At 71.5% G+C, this 18234-nt stretch carries 14 protein-coding genes, 2 tRNA genes and 1 other RNA gene; 15 read left to right on the forward strand and 2 right to left on the reverse strand.

Features of this window, described 5'->3' with window-relative positions:
* Positions 1-50: 50 nt before the first annotated feature.
* From ACLVWQ_RS32225 to ACLVWQ_RS32265, 9 genes are all read left to right on the forward strand, one after another.
* The gene (locus ACLVWQ_RS32225; protein ID WP_414112762.1) at positions 51-2285 is read left to right on the forward strand and encodes a cell division protein FtsK; all 2235 of its coding nucleotides are present in this window, start codon (positions 51-53) and stop codon (positions 2283-2285) included.
* A 140-nt stretch (positions 2286-2425) separates the two neighbouring features.
* Positions 2426-2677 (forward strand): hypothetical protein, encoded by a 252-nt coding sequence (locus tag ACLVWQ_RS32230; protein WP_414112763.1) that lies wholly within the window; start codon positions 2426-2428, stop codon positions 2675-2677.
* Positions 2678-2694: 17 nt separating this feature from the next.
* The gene (locus ACLVWQ_RS32235; protein ID WP_414112764.1) at positions 2695-2889 is read left to right on the forward strand and encodes a hypothetical protein; all 195 of its coding nucleotides are present in this window, start codon (positions 2695-2697) and stop codon (positions 2887-2889) included.
* Between the two features lie 16 nt (positions 2890-2905).
* The gene (locus tag ACLVWQ_RS32240) at positions 2906-3388 is read left to right on the forward strand and encodes a hypothetical protein (RefSeq protein WP_414112765.1); all 483 of its coding nucleotides are present in this window, start codon (positions 2906-2908) and stop codon (positions 3386-3388) included.
* Between the two features lie 202 nt (positions 3389-3590).
* Entirely contained in the window at positions 3591-4238 is a 648-nt protein-coding gene (locus tag ACLVWQ_RS32245) for a DNA methylase (protein ID WP_414112766.1), read from the forward strand.
* Positions 4235-5116, forward strand: a complete 882-nt coding sequence (locus ACLVWQ_RS32250; protein ID WP_414112767.1) for a DNA primase — start codon at positions 4235-4237, stop codon at positions 5114-5116. The genes ACLVWQ_RS32245 and ACLVWQ_RS32250 overlap by 4 nt, the downstream gene beginning before the upstream one ends.
* Positions 5117-5432: 316 nt before the next feature.
* Positions 5433-6995, forward strand: a complete 1563-nt coding sequence (locus ACLVWQ_RS32255) for a YfjI family protein (protein ID WP_414112768.1) — start codon at positions 5433-5435, stop codon at positions 6993-6995.
* Between the two features lie 341 nt (positions 6996-7336).
* On the forward strand, positions 7337-7564 hold the full coding sequence (locus tag ACLVWQ_RS32260) for a helix-turn-helix domain-containing protein (protein ID WP_414112769.1): 228 nt from the start codon (positions 7337-7339) through the stop codon (positions 7562-7564).
* A gap of 83 nt (positions 7565-7647) precedes the next feature.
* Entirely contained in the window at positions 7648-8931 is a 1284-nt protein-coding gene (locus ACLVWQ_RS32265) for a tyrosine-type recombinase/integrase (RefSeq protein ID WP_414112770.1), read from the forward strand.
* A gap of 62 nt (positions 8932-8993) precedes the next feature.
* Here the strand turns inward: ACLVWQ_RS32265 and ACLVWQ_RS32270 are convergent.
* A tRNA-Ser gene (locus ACLVWQ_RS32270) sits at positions 8994-9081 on the reverse strand.
* A 71-nt stretch (positions 9082-9152) separates the two neighbouring features.
* Here ACLVWQ_RS32270 and ffs point away from each other — a divergent pair.
* The 6 genes from ffs (at position 9153) to ACLVWQ_RS32300 (ending at position 18085) form a co-directional block, all read left to right on the forward strand.
* An RNA gene (gene ffs / locus ACLVWQ_RS32275) (signal recognition particle sRNA small type) lies at positions 9153-9251 on the forward strand.
* Positions 9252-9357: 106 nt separating this feature from the next.
* The gene (locus tag ACLVWQ_RS32280) at positions 9358-11748 is read left to right on the forward strand and encodes a DNA polymerase III subunit gamma and tau (RefSeq protein ID WP_414112771.1); all 2391 of its coding nucleotides are present in this window, start codon (positions 9358-9360) and stop codon (positions 11746-11748) included.
* A 109-nt stretch (positions 11749-11857) separates the two neighbouring features.
* On the forward strand, positions 11858-13114 hold the full coding sequence (gene purD / locus ACLVWQ_RS32285; protein ID WP_414112772.1) for a phosphoribosylamine--glycine ligase: 1257 nt from the start codon (positions 11858-11860) through the stop codon (positions 13112-13114).
* Between the two features lie 375 nt (positions 13115-13489).
* Positions 13490-15403 carry a hypothetical protein gene (locus ACLVWQ_RS32290; protein ID WP_414112773.1) on the forward strand — a complete coding sequence of 638 codons (1914 nt, stop codon included), beginning with the start codon at positions 13490-13492 and terminating at the stop codon, positions 15401-15403.
* A 175-nt stretch (positions 15404-15578) separates the two neighbouring features.
* The gene (locus ACLVWQ_RS32295) at positions 15579-17078 is read left to right on the forward strand and encodes a N,N-dimethylformamidase beta subunit family domain-containing protein (RefSeq protein ID WP_414112774.1); all 1500 of its coding nucleotides are present in this window, start codon (positions 15579-15581) and stop codon (positions 17076-17078) included.
* Positions 17079-17185: 107 nt separating this feature from the next.
* On the forward strand, positions 17186-18085 hold the full coding sequence (locus ACLVWQ_RS32300) for a phosphoribosylaminoimidazolesuccinocarboxamide synthase (protein WP_414112775.1): 900 nt from the start codon (positions 17186-17188) through the stop codon (positions 18083-18085).
* Positions 18086-18159: 74 nt separating this feature from the next.
* Here ACLVWQ_RS32300 and ACLVWQ_RS32305 read toward each other — a convergent pair.
* A tRNA-Gly gene (locus ACLVWQ_RS32305) sits at positions 18160-18232 on the reverse strand.
* Between the last annotated feature and the right edge of the window lie 2 nt (positions 18233-18234).

The following is an 18234-nucleotide window of genomic DNA, read 5'->3' on the forward strand; positions in this document are numbered from 1 at the left end:
CCTACAGCAAGCCGGCCGGACCCTTCGACTCCCGAAGGAGTACGTACATCGTGACCGAGAATCCCGTGTTCCCGCCCCCGGACGAGCCGGAGGGCACCGACGAGCGGTCGGCCGACGTGCTGCCGTTCCCGCTCAAGAAGACCCCCACCCCCGCGGCCGTCCCCGAGTCTGCCGGTGAGGGTGACGTGAAGCCGGGTGAGTGGGAGGCCGAACTCCCCGACACCGACGACCCCGAGGCCGACGGACTCACCGACGGCGCCCCGGTCGACCCGCCCCGCGAGGTCTACCCGCCCTCGGTAGCGGAGTGGATGGAGGCCAAGGACAAGACCCGGCTTGCGGTACTGCCGGATTGGGTCAAGCTCCCTGACCAGCGCACGGCCGTCCGCAAGTGGGCGGTCCGGCACTACTCGGCTGTGATCGGCTACCACGCTGTCCGCCTGCCCTGCATCTACACCCCCAAGATCCTGTGGTACTCGCCGCGCGGCGCGTGGCGCTGGTCAACGGCCATCGGCCGGTGGGTGTTCGACGCCGAGGGCAAGGGCCTGCGTCTCGCCTCCGTGGCCAACGAGGACGCGGCGGAATACCTGAAGCTCTCCCGGCAGCGCAACGACCGCGTGCGGCTGCGGGGCATCGTCGCCTCCATCGCCTCGCTGGTCGGCCTCGCCGCGACGCTGACCCTGTACGTCATGGCGCCGTCCTGGCTGTTGCTACTGGCCATGGCCACGCTCACCACCACACTCGGTGCGGTGGGGGCGCCGGCGGACCGGCCGCTGATCGACCTGGCGAAGGTGACGTTCCGCAAGCGCAAGTTGTCCTCGGACATCGTCATCCGCGCGCACGAAGCAGCCGGACTGACCAGCAAGGATCAGTCCATTGCCTTCCCGCGGCCGATCGGGCGCGACGGTGACGGATGGCGCGTGGTCGTGGACCTGCCGTTCGGCCGGACCTTCGGGGACGCGCTCAAGGCGCACGGTCGCCTCGCGTCGGGGATGGACATCGCCTCGACTCAGCTCTTCCTCGACAAGGACGAGACGAGCAACCGGCGGGTGTCGTACTGGATCGCCGACCGCGACCCGCTCGCCGTGCCGTCGGGCAAGTCTCCGCTGCTGGGGGCGACGCGGGTGGACTTCTGGAAGCCGTTCCCGTGGGGCGTGGACGAGCGGGGTAATGCCGTCATGGCCACGATGCTGTGGCTGTCGCTGCTGGTCGGCGCCGTCCCCCGGCAGGGCAAGACGTTCTCCGCCCGCACCATCGCCCTCGCCGCCGCGCTCGATCCGTACGTCCGGTTGTACGTGTTCGACGGGAAAGCCTCGCCGGACTGGCGCAAGTTCGCGCTGGTCGCGCACCGCATCGGCTTCGGCATCGTCCCGAAGAACGGCATCGACCCCGTCGGACACCTGCTGACCTCGCTGCGGGAGCTGCGGGCGGATGTCGAGGACCGCTACCACCGGCTCTCGGAACTGCCCCTGCACATCTGCCCCGAGGGCAAACTCACCCCGGAGATCAGCCGAGACCCCAAGCTGAACATGCCGCTCACGCTGTTCGTCGTGGACGAGGTGCAGGAGTACCTGACCCACCCCGAGCACGGCAAAGAGATCCTGTCCCTGATGGTCTACCTCGCCCGCGTCGCCCCCGCGGTCGGCGTCAGCGTCATGACGTCCACGCAGAAGCCGGACGACAAGGCGTGCCCCTCGGAACTGCGCGACCAGCACCAGGCGCGGTTCGCGCTGCGGGTCGGTGCTTACCAGGTCTCCGACGTCATCCTCGGCGCCGGCTCCTACGGCGAGGGTCTGGACGCGTCCAAACTCCTCAAGTCCCACAAGGGAGTTGGCCTGCTCAAGGGCATGTCCGACGACGCGGGGATCGTGCGGACCTACCTCGCCGACGGGCGCGACGCGGAGCGCATCCTCACCCGCGCCGCCGCGCTGCGCGAGGCCGAGGGCACCCTGTCCGGCGACGCGGCCGGCGAGGCACCCGCACCCGAGACGTCCGCGACGATCCTGGACGACGTCGCGCAGGTGCTCGGCAAGGGCGAGGCGAAGGTGTGGTCGGAGACCATCGTCGACCGCCTCGCCGACCTGCGCCCCGACACCTACGGCGCATGGGCCGAACTGGACGCCAAGCCGAAGGCGGAAGCGCTCACCGCGGCGCTCAAGCCGTACGGGGTGGCCACCGAGCAGATCGGCCGCCGCATCGACGGCAAGGCGGTTAACAAGCGCGGCATCAAGCGCGAGGACCTCGCCACGGCGATTACGCAGCGCAACGAAAATCGGGACGCCGGATAGCTCTCCGGGGTCGCTAACGCTAGCGGCAGGCGTCGCTAGCGTTAGCGACCCTGCTAGCGACCCAAACGGCATCTGATCAGGTCGCTAGCGGCTAGCTGCCCACCTGCGGAAACCCTCAAAACCCGCCTGAGAGGCCCCTGATGAGCCTGCCCCTCCTCGCTATCGCCTGCCTACTCGCCATCACGCTCGGTTACGGCGGTAAGTGCTGGCTGAGCCCGTTCGGTGACTGCCGCAAGTGCCGCGGCATGGGCCACGAACTCAAGACCGACCGCAAGGGCCGCCTCAAGCGCGGCCGTGACTGCCGCCGCTGCCAGGCGACCGGCAAGCGCATACGCGTCGGCCGCTGGATCTACAACCGCGCCGCGCGCACCTACCGCGCCGGCACCCGCTGACCCACCCCGGAGGACTTGTGGTCATCACCATTCCGCTCGTGCTGCTGCTCGCCGCCGCGCTCGCCGCGCTGCTGCGCTTCAAGGCGCTCGGTGCCGGTGCGGCCGTCGTCGCCGTGCTCTTCGGCTTCTACCTCGCCGCCACCGATGCGAGCGACACAGTCGACCAGCTCGTCACCGCCGTCACCGACGCCCTCGCCGACACCGGCCACTGAGACAGGGAGACCGGACATGAACGAACCCACCACGCCCTACGACCGGCACCGCCTCGCGGTGCGCGACACGACGGCGGCCGTCACGATCCACCACCCCACACCCCTCGCCTCCATGCAGCACACCGCGCCGCTCGTGCCCGTGCAGCCGGGGCACGTCGCGTCCGTGGCAAGCGTCGTCCTGCCGGACGGCCGCGTGGTCACCGGCTACGCGATGGAGCCGGCCAAGCCGGAACCGGTCGCGGTCAAGCCGGCCGTCTCGCGCACGGCGGTGAACATCGCGCTCGGAGGGATCGGGTTCGGCGCCGTGTGCGGCGGGCTCGTGCTGCTGACCGCGTTCATCGCCGCGCTGGCCGCGCTGATCCACCAGCTCATCGTCCTCGCCGCGGTCATCTTCGGCGGGTGGATCGCCGTGCAGATCCTCGGGGCGGGCGGTCACGGCGGTGGCACCACGGTGAACATCCGCAAGGCAGTGATCAAGCGCAACCGCTTCTACAGCTAGCTACGCCCGAGGGCGGCGGCACTCCCGGACAAGGACAGCCCGCCGCCCTCGGTCTCCGTATCCCGACGTAGCAGAACAGGAGACCTACAGCATGACCCAACTGCGCATTTTCGGCGAGGGCCCTTTGGCCCCTGCCACTCGTTCGGGGCGAGAGTCCCGGCCGCGTCTGCTGGATCTGTTCTCGTGTGCCGGTGGTGCCGCGATGGGCTACCACTGTGCCGGATTCGCCGTGGACGGCTGCGACATCGCCGCCCGCCCGAACTACCCGTTCCCCTACCACCGCGGCGACGCCCTCGCGTACCTCGCCGCCCTGATCACCACTGGCGAGATCCGCCGGTACGCGATCGTCCACGCCTCCCCGCCCTGCCAGCACGGATGCGCGCTCACCGTGGGCACCAACGCCTCGCAGGGATGGGGCGGCGCACACGTCGACCTGGTCGCCCCCGTCCGAGACCTGTTGGAGCGGACCGGTCTGCCGTACGTCATCGAGCAACCCAACGGCCGCGCGAAGATCCGCAAAGACCTCACCCTGTGCGGGGAGATGTACGGGCTCGGGGTGATCCGGCACCGCAACTTCGAGCTGGGCGGCTGGACCGCCGTCAGGCCCGCGCACGTCACCCACCGGGGCCGGGTGCGCGGCTACCGGCACGGCGAGTACTTCGACGGCCCATACGTTGCCGCGTACGGCAACGGCGGCGGCAAGCCGTCCGTTCCGGAACTCCAGACGGCGATGGGCATCACGTGGACCGACGTCCGTGAGGAACTGACCGAGGCCATTCCACCCGCCTACACCGAGCACATCGGCCGCGCGTACCTCGCCGCCTCCACACCGTTGGGAGCGGCGGCATGAGCGCAATGCCTGTAGTGCTGCGGGTCGCCCTCGCGCTCGCGGAGGCCGGCGTCCCGGTCCTGCCGCTACGAGGCAAGGTCCCGTTCGGCAACTGCCGCTCCTGCACCGGGACCCCGCCCCGGTGCGGCGGTCGGCCGGTCATGAAGAGCGCGGGCCCCTGCCGGTGCCCCGCGCCGTGCCACGCGTGGGCCGCCGCGACCACCGACCCGCACGTCCTCACCTCGCCCGCGTGGGCGCCCGCCTGGCGGGAAGCGGTCACGGCCGCCTACCACCCCGGCGGGGCAGACCTGACCGTGGTCGACCTCGACAACGCGGCGGCCGTCGCATGGGCCCGCGAGAGCCTGCCCGCCACTCGCACGGTGGTGACGACGCGCGGGGAGCACTGGATCTACCGAGGCGCCATGCCGTCCGCGAACGCGGTCCGCCCCGGTGTCGACGTCAAGTCCCGGGCGCAGTACGCCCGGTGGCTCGGACCCGGCACCGGCCGCATGGTCGCCCTCCCGGCGGCCGTGCGCGCCCTGGTCGTGAAGGAAGAGACCACCCCATCCCGGGGGCGGGTGGTCTCTTCTGTCCCCGAGCGCGCCACGTGGGACCGGACGGTTGCCACCGGGTGCCGCCACAACGAGCGGTACGTGCGCACCGGTCTGGAACGCGGCCTCGCCCTGATCCGAGCGCGCACCGAATCCGGCGCCGGATCACAGACGTTCGGCGTCGCCCGCTTCCTCGCCGTCCAACACGCGAGGTGCCCGGGGCCGTGCGCACTGGCCGTACTCGGGGCGGAGATCACGGCCGCCGCCGTCTCCGTCGGTGTCCCCGAGTCCTACGCCCGCCGCGCGGTCGCCAACGGCCTTGCGGCGGCTGTGGAGCGCGCGAAATGAACAAAGCATCCCGAACCCCCGCGAACAACCCGCAGGGCGCCGTACAGGGCCTGCCACGGCATGCTGTGGGCGCATCGAAGGTCGCCGCCCGCAAGGGCGTCCTTTCTGCCGTTGTCCCTGACCCGCAGACGGTCATCGTCTGCGGCGTCCAACCGGGTTTCCACGTCCGGTGCGAGGGCGTTGCCGTGGCGGACTGGCTGTGTGCCTGCGGGCAGCACGAACGTGCCCGGGGCCGCGCCGCCGTCATCGCGCTCAGTGCCCGCGTCGTCGTCGGCATCTGCCCCCACACCACCGCATCCGAAGGGAGGGCCGTCTCATGACTCCACAGCCTGTGGACAGCCCCGACCTATGGGCCGGACTGCCCACCCTCGAAGAGGCGTCCGGCGAGGACGACACTCCACCGGACGTGTGGGAAGACCCCATTCCCCTCACCGGCCGCCGCGAGCGACCGCCGTTCCCCGCTCACGTTTTCCCCACCTGGCTGGGGGAGTTCGTGGCGGCCGTCGCGGAAGAGACACAGACCCCGGTCGACCTCGCCGGTTCGGTTGCCCTCGCCGTGCTCGCCACGGCGGCAGGCGGCCGGTCGGTGGTTCACGTACGCGGGCACTGGCGTGAGCCGACCAACCTCTTCACGGTGGTCGCGCTCCCGCCCGGCAACCGCAAGTCGGCCGTCTTCGGGTTGCTGACCGACCCGCTGTACGAGGCCGAGAAACTGCTCCAAGCGGCGATGAAGCCCCAGATCGTGGAAGCGGAGTTGACGGCGCGGTTGGCGAAAGAAGCGGCCGACAAGGCCACCGTCAAGGCCGCGTCCGCCGACGCCGACAAGCGAGACGAGATGGTGAAGACCGCCGTTGGTCTCGCGCAGACCGCTGACACGCTCACCGTGCCGGCCGAACCCCTGTTGCTGGCGGACGACTGCACACCCGAGACCGTCACCTCGCTCATCGCGGAACAGGGCGGCCGGCTGTCGGTGATGAGCGATGAGGGAGGAATCTTCGACATCATCGCCGGCCGCTACTCGGGCAGTCCCAACATGGAGGTCTTCCTCAAAGGACATGCCGGGGGGCGTCTGAGGGTGAATCGGCAGACCCGCCGCGAGTACGTCGATGCCCCCGCCCTGACCATGGGACTGGCAGTGCAGCCCGATGTGCTGCTGGACATGGGGAAGATCAAAGGCGGGAAGGGTCGCGGTCTGCTGGGTCGTTTCCTGTACTCGCTGCCGGTGTCGACGGTCGGTGACCGGAAGGTCATCACCGATCCGGTCCCCGAACAGACGGCCGCCACCTACACCGCCCGGGTCATCGACCTCACCCTGTCCCTCGCGGACTGGACCGACCCGGCCGTCATCCAGCTCACTCCCGAGGCGGACGCGGCCCTGATCGCCTATCAGGAACGGGTCGAACCGTGGCTCAAGGCGCGCGGCGGCAGGCTGGGCCACATCAGCGACTGGGCGGGGAAACTCGTCGGAGCGACCGCCCGTATGGCCGCGCTGCTGCACCTCGCCGAACACGGTGGCAACGGCTACGCCCACCCCGTCACCGAGGACACCGTGAACGCGGCCATCGAGCTGGGGGAGTACTACACCGCCCATGCCCTCGCCGTGTTCGACGCCATGGGCGCCGACCCGGTCATGGGCCGCGCCCGCAGTGTCCTGGACGCGCTGAGGGACAACGGATGGGAGGACGTCAGCCGGCGGGACGTCTTCACCGTCCTGTCCCGCAGCGAGGTCCCCACCGTCGCTGACCTCGAACCCGCCCTCGCGCTGCTGGAAGACCACGGATACCTGCGGTCTTACCAACCCGAGCGTACCGGAAAGCGCGGACGCCCCCCGGCACCCCGCCTACTCGCTCACCCCGGCCTGCGGCGCGGCGGCAGGTAACCCCGGTCGCGCCCTCAGACCGTCCCGCACAAACCGCAAAATCCGCAATAACCCCCGAACACCCCCGCTGACCTGCGACGCGGCTCCCGCACCATCCCGGTCGGGGGTCCGTCGCACAATCCCGCGATATTCCGCAAAAAACCCGAGCACGACCCCACCGCCCGGGGCCGGTCTACGGCCGCGCTGATTTTTGCGGAATATCGCGGATTTCTGCGGAGCACCGTCCACCACCACCCGCCACCACAACGCCGCAGGTCAACGGCCTACCTCGGCTTTTCTGCGGATTTCGCGGTTTGTGCGGCGGCACCTGCCCATGAACTCAGCCCTCACCGGAGCGACCCATGGACGAACACCGCACCCTCGCCACCCCCGCCGACGACGACACGACCCTCGTACTCCTCACCGTCGAAGAGGCCGCCCGCCGACTCCGTATCGGCCGGACCACCTGCTTCGCGCTCATCCGCACCGGCGAACTGGAGTCGATCGACATCGGCCGTCTCCGCCGCGTTCCGGCGGACGCGCCCGCCGAATTCCTCGCCCGCCGACGCGCGGCCAAACGAGCCGCTTGACCACCCCGGGGCGGCAGCACTCCCGGACAGGACAGCCCGCCGCCCCGGTCTCCATCCCGACACTCAGAAACAGGAGTCTGCCTGTGGCAGAGAAGAAGAAGGGCACCCGCCGCGCGAACGGCGAATCCGCTATTTACCTCGGGAAAGATGGCCGTTGGCACGCCCGTGTGCCGATGGGCTACAAGGACAACGGGGAGCCGTACCGCCGACACCTGACGCGCAAGACGCGCGAGGACCTGGTTGATGAAGTCAAGAAGCTGGAGAAGCAGCGCGACACGGGTTCGGCGCGACAGCCCGGCAAGCCATGGACGGTTGGGAAATGGCTTGAGCACTGGGTGGAGAACATTGCCAAGCCAGCCGTCAGCGAGAACACCTACGACGGGTACGAGGTCGCCGTTCGCGTTCACCTCGTGCCCGGCGTCGGCAAGCACCGCCTTGACCGCTTGGAGCCCGAGCACCTGGAGAGCCTGTATCGCCGTATGCAGGCGAACGGGGCGCGCAAGGCCGGAACGGCACACCAGGCTCACCGCACCGCCCGAACTGCGCTCGGGGAGGCGCTACGGCGCGGCCACGCGGCCAAGAACGCTGCCGCGTTGGCGAAACCGCCACGGATGGAAGAGGACGAATCAGAGGTAGAGCCCTACTCCGTGGAAGAGGTTCAGTGCCTACTACTGGAAACTAACAAGCACCGGAACAGCGCTCGTTGGATGCTGGCACTGGCGCTCGGACTGCGACAGGGCGAGACGCTCGGACTGCGCTGGTCTGACGTCGACCTCGACAACGAGTACTTGAAGCTGCGTCGGAACCGTCTACGCCCGCGGTACGAGCACGGGTGCCCGGAATCCTCACCGTGCGGCCGAAAGGCGGGGTACTGCCCCAGCAAGGTGCAGGTTCGGCGTGAGACCAAGAACACTAAATCCCGCGCGGGCCGGCGTGCTGTGCCCTTGCCCGGCCCGCTGGTCTCGATGCTCCGTGCACATGCCGAGACGCAAGCGCGTGAGCGCAAGGCGGCCGGCGACCTGTGGACCGAGTCGGACTACGTGTTCACCAAGCCGCTCGGTGGCCCCCTGAGCCCGAACACGGACTACCACGACTGGAAGCGGCTACTCGAAGATGCGGGGGTTCGGAACGCCCGGCTGCACGATGCCCGGCACACTGCCGCCACCGTGCTCATGCTGCTCGGTGTCCCGGCCCGCGTCATCGACCAGATCATGGGATGGGAACCGGGCACCTCCGACAGCATGCGAGCGCGGTACCTCCACGTGCCGGACGCCATGCTCAAGGACGTCGCCCGGAAGATCGCCGAAGCCATCTGGGGACCACCGGAAACAGCCGCTGTGGACAAAAACCAGGACAACGAGAGCTGAGAACCGTCGAAGGGCCCCACCGCGAACGGTGGGGCCCTTCGACATCGTGCCCGGTGAGGCACTGGCGGAGGATACGAGATTCGAACTCGTGAGGGGTTGCCCCCAACACGCTTTCCAAGCGTGCGCCCTAGGCCACTAGGCGAATCCTCCGCGGCAAACAATACAAGACGTTGAGGAGTGCTCGCGAACTCGTTCCCCCCGCTCGGATCGGGTACTGTGAGCGCAGCCCCTCACGTGGCGCTATCTGACTGAACTCCCCCAGGGCCGGAAGGCAGCAAGGGTAGGTTGGCTCTGGCGGGTGCGTGGGGGGCGCTTGCGTTTGCGGGCCCCGGCGGAGCCGGTGTCGGTGGGGTCGGGGCGGACAGGTACCGGACAGGTATCTGCGGGCGGTCCTCGTTGTCAGTGGGCGCCTATAACCTCGTCTGTGTGTCGTCTCTCGCTCTGTACCGCCGTTATCGCCCGGAGTCGTTCGCCGAGGTCATCGGGCAGGAACACGTAACCGACCCGTTGCAGCAGGCGCTGCGGAACAACCGGGTCAATCACGCGTACCTGTTCAGCGGGCCGCGCGGCTGCGGAAAGACGACCAGCGCCCGGATCCTCGCGCGGTGTCTGAACTGCGAGCAGGGGCCCACCCCCACCCCCTGCGGGGAGTGCCAGTCCTGCCGTGACCTGGCGAGGAACGGGCCGGGGTCCATCGACGTCATCGAGATCGACGCCGCCTCCCACGGTGGTGTGGACGACGCCCGTGACCTGCGCGAGAAGGCGTTCTTCGGGCCCGCGAGCAGTCGTTACAAGATCTACATCATCGACGAGGCCCACATGGTCACGTCGGCGGGGTTCAACGCGCTGCTGAAGGTCGTCGAGGAGCCGCCGGAGCACCTCAAGTTCATCTTCGCCACCACCGAGCCCGAGAAGGTCATCGGGACCATTCGGTCGCGTACGCATCATTATCCGTTCCGGCTGGTTCCGCCCGGGACGCTGCGGGAGTACCTCGGTGAGGTCTGCGGGCGCGAGGGCATGCCCATCGAGGACGGGGTGCTCCCGCTCGTCGTGCGGGCCGGAGCCGGGTCCGTGCGTGACTCCATGTCCGTCATGGACCAGCTCCTCGCGGGTGCCCGCGACGACGGTGTGACATACGCCATGGCCACCTCCCTCCTCGGGTACACGGACGGGTCGCTGCTCGACTCCGTGGTCGAGGCCTTCGCCGCCGGCGACGGAGCCGCCGCCTTCGAGGTCGTCGACCGCGTCATCGAGGGCGGCAACGACCCCCGGCGCTTCGTCGCCGACCTGCTGGAGCGCCTGCGGGACCTGGTGATCCTGGCCGCCGTGCCCGACGCCGGCGAGAAGGGGCTCATCGACGCCCCCGTCGACGTGGTGGAGCGGATGACCGCCCAGGCCGGGGTCTTCGGCGCGGCCGAGCTGAGCCGCGCCGCCGACCTCGTCAACACGGGGCTGACCGAGATGCGCGGCGCCACCTCCCCCCGCCTCCAGCTGGAGCTGATCTGCGCGCGCGTGCTGCTGCCCACGGCGTACGGCGACGAGCGGTCCGTCATGGCACGGCTCGACCGCCTTGAGCGCGGCGTGAACTTCACGGGGGCGACGTCCAGCGGCGCGCCCGCCGTGGGGTACGTACCCGGACCCGACGCCCATCCGGGGATGGGGACAGGGATGGGGACAGGGACGGGCATGGGGGCGCAGGGTGGTGGTTCCGTCGGCGGGGCGGCTTCCGCCGGGGCGCCTGTTCCGCCCGGTGGCGGTGCCGCCGCCGTTCGCGCCGCGGTGCGGGGCACCGGCGGCTCCGGTGGCCCCGGCAGCGGTGATACGGGGCAAGCGGGTCCCCAAGCTCCGGCCACCTCCTACCCGGCCGCGCCCACTCCCGCCGCCGCACCTGCACCAGCACCAGCGCCCGCAGCGCCCGCTCCCCCTGTGGAGCAGCCGCCCGCCCAGGCCGGCAGCGCGCCCGGCGCATGGCCCACCCCCACGGCTGCGGGCAGCGGCCGGCGGCCCGGTGGCTGGCCGACCGCGGCGGGCGGGGCATCCGCCCCGGGGGATTCGGGTGGCGCGGGGGGCGCTCAGCCCTCGGCGCCGTCGGCGGCGTCCGCTCCCTACGCCCCCGCCCCTGCCCCCGCCGCGGCGACCGCCGCCTTCTCCGGGCCTCCCCCCAGCGGTGGGCCCGACCCCCGCACGCTCTGGCCGAACATCCTGGAGGCGGTGAAGAACCGGCGCCGCTTCACCTGGATCCTGCTCAGTCAGAACGCCCAGGTGACCGGCTTCGACGGCACGACCCTGCAGCTCGGCTTCGTCAACGTGGGCGCACGGGACAACTTCGCGAGCAGCGGCAGCGAGGACGTGCTGCGGCAGGCGCTGTCCGAGCAGTTCAACGTGCAGTGGAAGATCGAGACGGTCATCGACCCCTCCGGAGGTTCGGGCCCGCCGCCCGCGTCCCCGCCGGGATCCGGGTTCGGCGGTGGTGGCGGAGGCGGCGGCGGAGGTGGTGGTTACTCGGCAGGCGGCGCGACGCAGTACGGCGCGCCCCGTCCCGCCCCGCAGCAACCCGCCGCTCCGGCTCAGGGCCCCGGACCGGCCGCCTCCGCGTCGTCCCGTAGCCAGCCGGCGGCGTCCGGAGGCGGTTCCACGGCCGGGCCTGCACATCAGCCCGCGTCCCGCCCCTCCGCCCCGGAGCCGCCCCCCATCTCCCCGGAGGACGACACCCCGGAGGACGACGACCCCGACCTCGACGAGTCGGCACTGTCGGGCCACGAGCTGATCGTGCGCGAACTGGGAGCGACCGTGGTGGAGGAGTTCTCGAACGAGTAGTCCCGCCGCACCCCGAACCGACGCCGCCTGCCCTGTCCACCTTGCCCGCCTGCCCGCCGATGACCTGCGTGGCCTCGGCACCAGGGCCCTGCCAGCTAGGCTGACCCCCGTGAAGGTCCTAGTAATCGGCGGCGGTGCCCGCGAACACGCCCTGTGCCGCTCCCTCTCCCTCGACCCCGACGTCACCGCGCTGCACTGTGCCCCAGGCAACGCGGGCATCGCCGAAGTGGCCGAGCTGCACCAGGTCGACGCCCTCGACGGCAAGGCCGTGACCACGCTCGCCACGGACCTCGGCGCCGAACTGGTGGTCGTCGGCCCGGAGGCCCCCCTCGTGGCGGGCGTCGCCGACTCCGTGCGCGAGGCGGGCATCCCGGTGTTCGGCCCCTCGGGTGAGGCCGCCCAGTTGGAGGGCTCCAAGGCCTTCGCCAAGGACGTCATGGCGGCCGCGGGCGTACCGACCGCCCGCTCGTACGTCTGCACGAACCCCGCCGAGGTGGACGAGGCGCTCGACGCCTTCGGCGCCCCGTACGTGGTGAAGGACGACGGTCTCGCGGCCGGCAAGGGCGTCGTGGTGACCGACGACCTCGCCGCGGCGGCGGCCCACGCCAACGCCTGCGACCGGGTGGTCATCGAGGAGTTCCTCGACGGCCCCGAGGTCTCCCTCTTCGCGATCACCGACGGCGTGACGGTCGTCCCGTTGCAGCCCGCGCAGGACTTCAAGCGCGCCCTCGACGGCGACGAGGGTCCGAACACCGGCGGCATGGGCGCGTACTCGCCCCTCCCGTGGGCCGACCCGAAGCTGGTCGACGAGGTCATGCAGACCGTCCTGCAGCCGACCGTCGACGAGATGCGCCGCCGTGGCACCCCGTTCTCCGGGCTGCTCTACGCCGGTCTCGCGATCACCTCGCGCGGTGTGCGGGTCATCGAGTTCAACGCCCGCTTCGGCGACCCCGAGACCCAGGTCGTCCTCGCCCGCCTCAAGACCCCGCTGTCCGGCGTCCTCCTTGCGGCGGCCGACGGCACCCTCGCCGACCTCGCCCCGCTGCGCTGGAGCGACGACGCGGCCGTCACCGTGGTCATCGCCTCGCACAACTATCCGGGCACCCCCCGCAGCGGCGACCCCATCGAGGGCCTCGACGAGGTCGCCGTGCGGGACGCTCCGCACACGTACGTCCTGCACGCGGGTACGAAGCGTGACGGTGACGCGGTCGTCAGCGCGGGCGGCCGGGTCCTGTCGGTCACCGCGAGCGGAACGGACCTCACCCAGGCCCGCACCCGCGCGTACACGGCGGTCGGCCGGATCAGCCTCGACGGCTCCCAGCACCGTACGGACATCGCGGCGAAGGTGGCGGAAGCCGCCGGCTGAGCCCCCCCGGCCGGCTGAGCCCCCCTCCCGCCGGCTGGGCGCCCCTCTCCTCCTGAGCACCCCTCGGTCACGGACCGTCATCTGCCCCGTCACCCACCGCACGGCACCTTCGGGCCCCGGATCCTGCACAGGATCCGGGGCCCGTTCGTCAGCACCTCTAGCCAAAGCCATTCCATCGAGTGACCGATCCCCCATCCGGCTGACGAGGGCCGGGGCCCCAACTAGGGTGCGGCGCAAGCGTTCCGGCACTTGGCCCACCGGCATTGCGATGTCCGTCGTGGGTGCCACAGTGGGGGAGTGAGCGACACCATGGACGTCTGTCGGCGGTGGCTGGGTATGCACACGCCGGGCGGGCAGTAGGGGGTGACACCGGTCGTGTCCGGTATGGGAGTGGAGTTGGGCGCGCACACCGCGCGCTCACGGGCTCTCGCCGTGCTGCGCATCCGCAGCAGGGCGCTGGCCGTCGCCCTGCTGCCCGCGGCCGTCGCCGTCATCCTGCTCGTCGGCGGGTCGACGGGGCACATCGACGGCCGGGGCTGGGGCGTGGCGCGCTGGGTCGTGTCGGGTCTGGCCGTGCTCGTGCTCCTCGCGGCCGCGGGTATCGCGCTGATCGTGGTCCGTGCGAGGCCGGCCCTGAGCCCCACGGTCCCGGTGGCCGAGGAGTCGGCGCCGGACCTGTACCGCATGGTGCGGGACCTGGCCGAGCGCCTCGAAGTGCCCGCACCCTCCGCGATAGCGCTCACCCCGGACTGCGACAGCTGGCTGGAGGACCGCACGCACCGCGCCCACGGCTCGTCCCGTTCGGAGTCCGAGGACGAGATGGAGGGCGGCAAGGGCCTGTCGTCCGCACACCGGCGTACGCCTGCCGCGCCCGTCCTCGTCATCGGCTCGCCCTTCCTGTGGTGGATGCGCGTCGGCGAGCTGCGCGCCGTCCTCGCACCGGTCGTCGCCGGTACGGGACCCTCGGCGCACCCCGACATAGCCGCGGCCCGTCGTTTCGTACGCGGGCTCGACGCGGCCGTGGCGGTGACCTCGGCGCCCACCCGTGGCCCCCTGGTCCGTGCGGTGCTGGGCGTGGCCGGCTGGGTGACGCGGGTTCTGCTGCGCAGCTGTCGCGGGCACGCGGCGGAGATGGAGCGGGGTGTGGCGACCGCGGCGGCGGAGCGCGCACAGGCTGTGGACTACGGTCTGCGGATCGTCGCCCAGGAGCAGGTGGGGCTGGCCTACGCCGGCTGGGACCGGCTGCTGACGAGGGTCGCGCTGCCCGCCTGGCGCATGGGGCGGTGGCCGTCCCGGCTCGACGCGGGTGTCGTCGCGGCCCTCACCGAACTCTCCCGGCGCGACCGGCTGGCCGAGGGCTTCACCTCCCGGCTCGGTGAGCGGCCCGCCTGCGATCTCCTGGAGGAGCCGGGCGCGATCGACGAGGCGACGTCCCTGCTGGCCGCGCGGCTCTTCCACGGCGGGCCCGCCGAGACCGGCCCCGGCTGGGCCCCGGTCGACTGGGCCGACTACCCGGACGAGGTCGTCGACCGGAAGTGGCGCACGGACGCGGCACGCCTGCACCGCGTGCTGGACACGCTGGGCGTGAGCCGCACGTCGGAGCCGGGCACGTCGGACCCCGAGGGCCCGACCTTGTCCCGGGTGATGAACCACCTGGCCACACCCTCGACTCCGGCCTCCGCCTCGCAGGCACCCTCACTCGCAGACGGCGAGCGGCGGGCCCCCGACGCGGCCCCCGCCACGGCCGCCGAGGCCGCCGACACGGCGTACGAGTACGAGAACGGCGCCCGGCCTGAGAGCGATGCTCCGCCGGAGAGTTACGCGCTCGGGCTCGCGGACGAGGTCGGAGACGACGAGGACGGTGTCCCGGCGACCGAGCGGAGCGCGGAGCTCGCGGCGATCCTGAGCGCGGAGGTGGCCCGCGAGGAGGCCGCGGTGGCCGCCGGCCCCGCGGCACCCTCGGCGGGCTCCGCCGGGCAGGGCGGCCCCGACCTGGCGCTCTGGGACGACGGCGCGCTGCCCCTGTTCCCGCTCCAACCACCGCGGACGGGCCGGGAGTTGCTGGGCGACCACGTGACGGCGATGGTCTGCTGCGCGGCGATGGACACGGCCGGGGCGCTGCCGGGGCTCGACTGGCTGGACGGCCCGTCGCTCCTGGTCGGCGGCGAGCGTTCGGCCGACCTGGGCCCCCGGGTCCTCAGCCTCATCGAGGACGGCGATCCCGTCCCGCTCCGGGCCTGGCTCCTGGACCTGGGAGTACGCCCGGAGAAACCGGTCCGCCTGGTCTGACCGCGGACCGCCCCCCACGCCCCACGCTCTCACCTCTCACCCCTCGTCCCTCACCCCTCATCTCCCCACCCGCGTAAGGCAATCCGCGACGAACAGTGACGGAACGCATGCGTAATGTGATGTGCTGAGCCCGGCCACCGGACGCAACCGCGACGCACACGGGAGGGAACGCCGCATGGGGTCGGAGCAGATCCGCCGATGGGAATCGGAAGCGCTGGCGCACGCCGCCGCAGACCCCCTCGGCCAGGCCCCTGTCCCCTGGCACGTCGACCTCACCCCACCACCCGGCGCGACTGTCCCCGGCGGCGCCCACCGAAGCCCCGGCCCGGACATCCCCCCGCCCGGCAGAACAGCCCTCGGCACAACAGCCCCCCGCGCAACCGCCGGAGGCCCCCGCTCGGCCGACGACCTCCGGCGCCAGATCAAGGGCTTCGCCTCCACCGGCGCGGTCACCCCCGGCGCGGCAATCGACTTCCACATCACGGTGGACCCGCCCCAGCAGTTCGGCGTCGACATCTACCGCATAGGCCACTACGGGGGCGACGGCGCCAGCAAGGTCACCACCAGCCCGCGCCTCTCCGGCATCGTCCAGCCGGCCGCGCTCACCGCGGACCGCACGGTCTCCTGCCACCACTGGTGGCTCTCGTGGCGGCTCCAGATCCCGGCGCACTGGAGCATCGGCGCGTACGTCGCCGTCCTCACCACCGACGACGGGCACCGTTCCCACATCCCGTTCACGGTCCGCGACGACCACCCCGCCGACCTGCTGCTCCTCCTGCCGGACATCACCTGGCAGGCGCACAACCTCTACCCCGAGGACGGCCGTACGGGGGCGAGCCTCTCCCGTGCGTGGGACGCCGACGGGCGGCTGCTCGGCGAGGACGACGCCGCGACGACGGTCTCCTTCGACCGCCCGTACGCGGGCACGGGCCTGCCCCTGCACGTGGGCCACGCCTACGACTTCGTCCGCTGGGCCGAGCGGTACGGCTACGACCTGGCGTACGCCGACGCCGGCGACCTGCACGCGGGCCGCATCGACCCCACGCGCTACCGGGGCCTGGTCTTCCCGGGACCCGACGTGTACTGGACCCCGGCCATGCGCCGTGCCGTGGACGTCGCCCGCGAGCAGGGCACCTCGCTCGTCTTCCTCTCCGCCCGCACCATGTACTGGCAGGCGGAGCTGGCGCCCTCCCCGTCCGGTGTCCCCGACCGGCTGCTCACCTGCCGGAAGCGCCACGGCCCCGGAAAGCCCGCGCTGTGGCGGGAAGTGGACCGCCCGGAGCAGGAAGTCCTGGGAATCCAGTACGGGGGCCCGGTCCCCGAGGCCGGCCCGCTCGTCGTCCGCAACGCCGACCACTGGCTGTGGGAGGCGACCGGGGCCCACGAGGGCGACGAGCTGGAGGGTCTGGTCGTGGGCGGGGCCGACCGTTACTTCCCCCGCGCCGCGCTCCCCGAGCACCAGGGCCGCATCCTCCTCTCCCACTCCCCGTACCGGGACCCCGAGGGGACGGTCCGCCACCAGGAGACGTCCCTGTACCGGGCGCACTCCGGTGCCCTCGTCTTCGCGGCCGGCACCTTCGGCTGGGCCCCGGCCCTGGACCGCCGAGGCCACGTCGACCCCCGCGTCCAGCGCGCCACGGCCAACCTCCTGGACCGCATCTGCAAACGCGACTGAGACCGCCAGGACCGGTCGCCGCTCCCGCCCCCGGCAGCCCCCTGGCCGAGCACGGGCCTCCCATACGGGAGAATCGGGTAAGTCAGTCAGAACCGCGGGGAGGAACCGTGTCCGGATTCGTAGAAAAGCCCGAGCCTCTTCAGGTTCCGGGCCTGGTGCACCTGCACACCGGCAAGGTGCGCGACCTGTACCAGAACGAGGCGGGCGACCTCGTGATGGTCGCCAGCGACCGCATCTCCGCGTACGACTGGGTGCTGCCCACGGAGATCCCCGACAAGGGCCGCGTCCTGACGCAGCTCTCGCTCTGGTGGTTCGACCAGATCGCCGACCTGCTGCCGAACCACGTCCTCGGCACCGAACCGCCGCCCGGCGCGCCCGCCGAGTGGCAGGGCCGCACCCTGATCTGCAAGTCCCTGCGGATGGTCCCGGTCGAGTGCGTCGCCCGCGGCCATCTCACCGGCTCCGGTCTCGTCGAGTACAACGAGACCCGTACGGTCTGCGGTCTCGCTCTTCCCGAGGGGCTGACCGACGGCTCGGAGCTGCCCGCGCCGATCTTCACCCCGGCGACCAAGGCCGCCGTCGGCGAGCACGACGAGAACGTCTCGTACGAGGAGGTCGCCCGCCAGGTCGGCGCCGACACCGCGGCCCAGCTGCGGCAGGCGACGCTCGCGGTCTACGGCCGCGGCCACGAGATCGCGCGCGACCGGGGGATCATCCTCGCGGACACGAAGTTCGAGTTCGGCTTCGACGACGAGACGCTGGTCGTCGCCGACGAGGTGCTCACCCCGGACTCGTCCCGCTTCTGGCCCGCCGACCAGTGGGAGCCGGGCCGCGCGCAGCCCTCGTACGACAAGCAGTACGTACGCGACTGGCTGACGTCGGCCGAGTCCGGCTGGGACCGCAGGAGCGAGCAGCCGCCGCCGGCCCTGCCCCAGCAGATCGTGGACGCGACCCGCGCCAAGTACGTGGAGGCGTACGAGCGTCTGACGGGCACCCCCTGGAGCTGAGCCTCCTCGGCACACACCGGCACACACGAAGAAGCCCCCGGTCGCGATGACCGGGGGCTTCTCCACTTGCTCTGAGCGGACGACCAGGTTCGAACTGGCGACCTCAACCTTGGCAAGGTTGCGCTCTACCAACTGAGCTACGTCCGCGC

The sequence above is a fragment of the Streptomyces sp. CWNU-52B genome (assembly GCF_047444975.1).
In the GTDB taxonomy this organism is placed as follows: domain Bacteria; phylum Actinomycetota; class Actinomycetes; order Streptomycetales; family Streptomycetaceae; genus Streptomyces.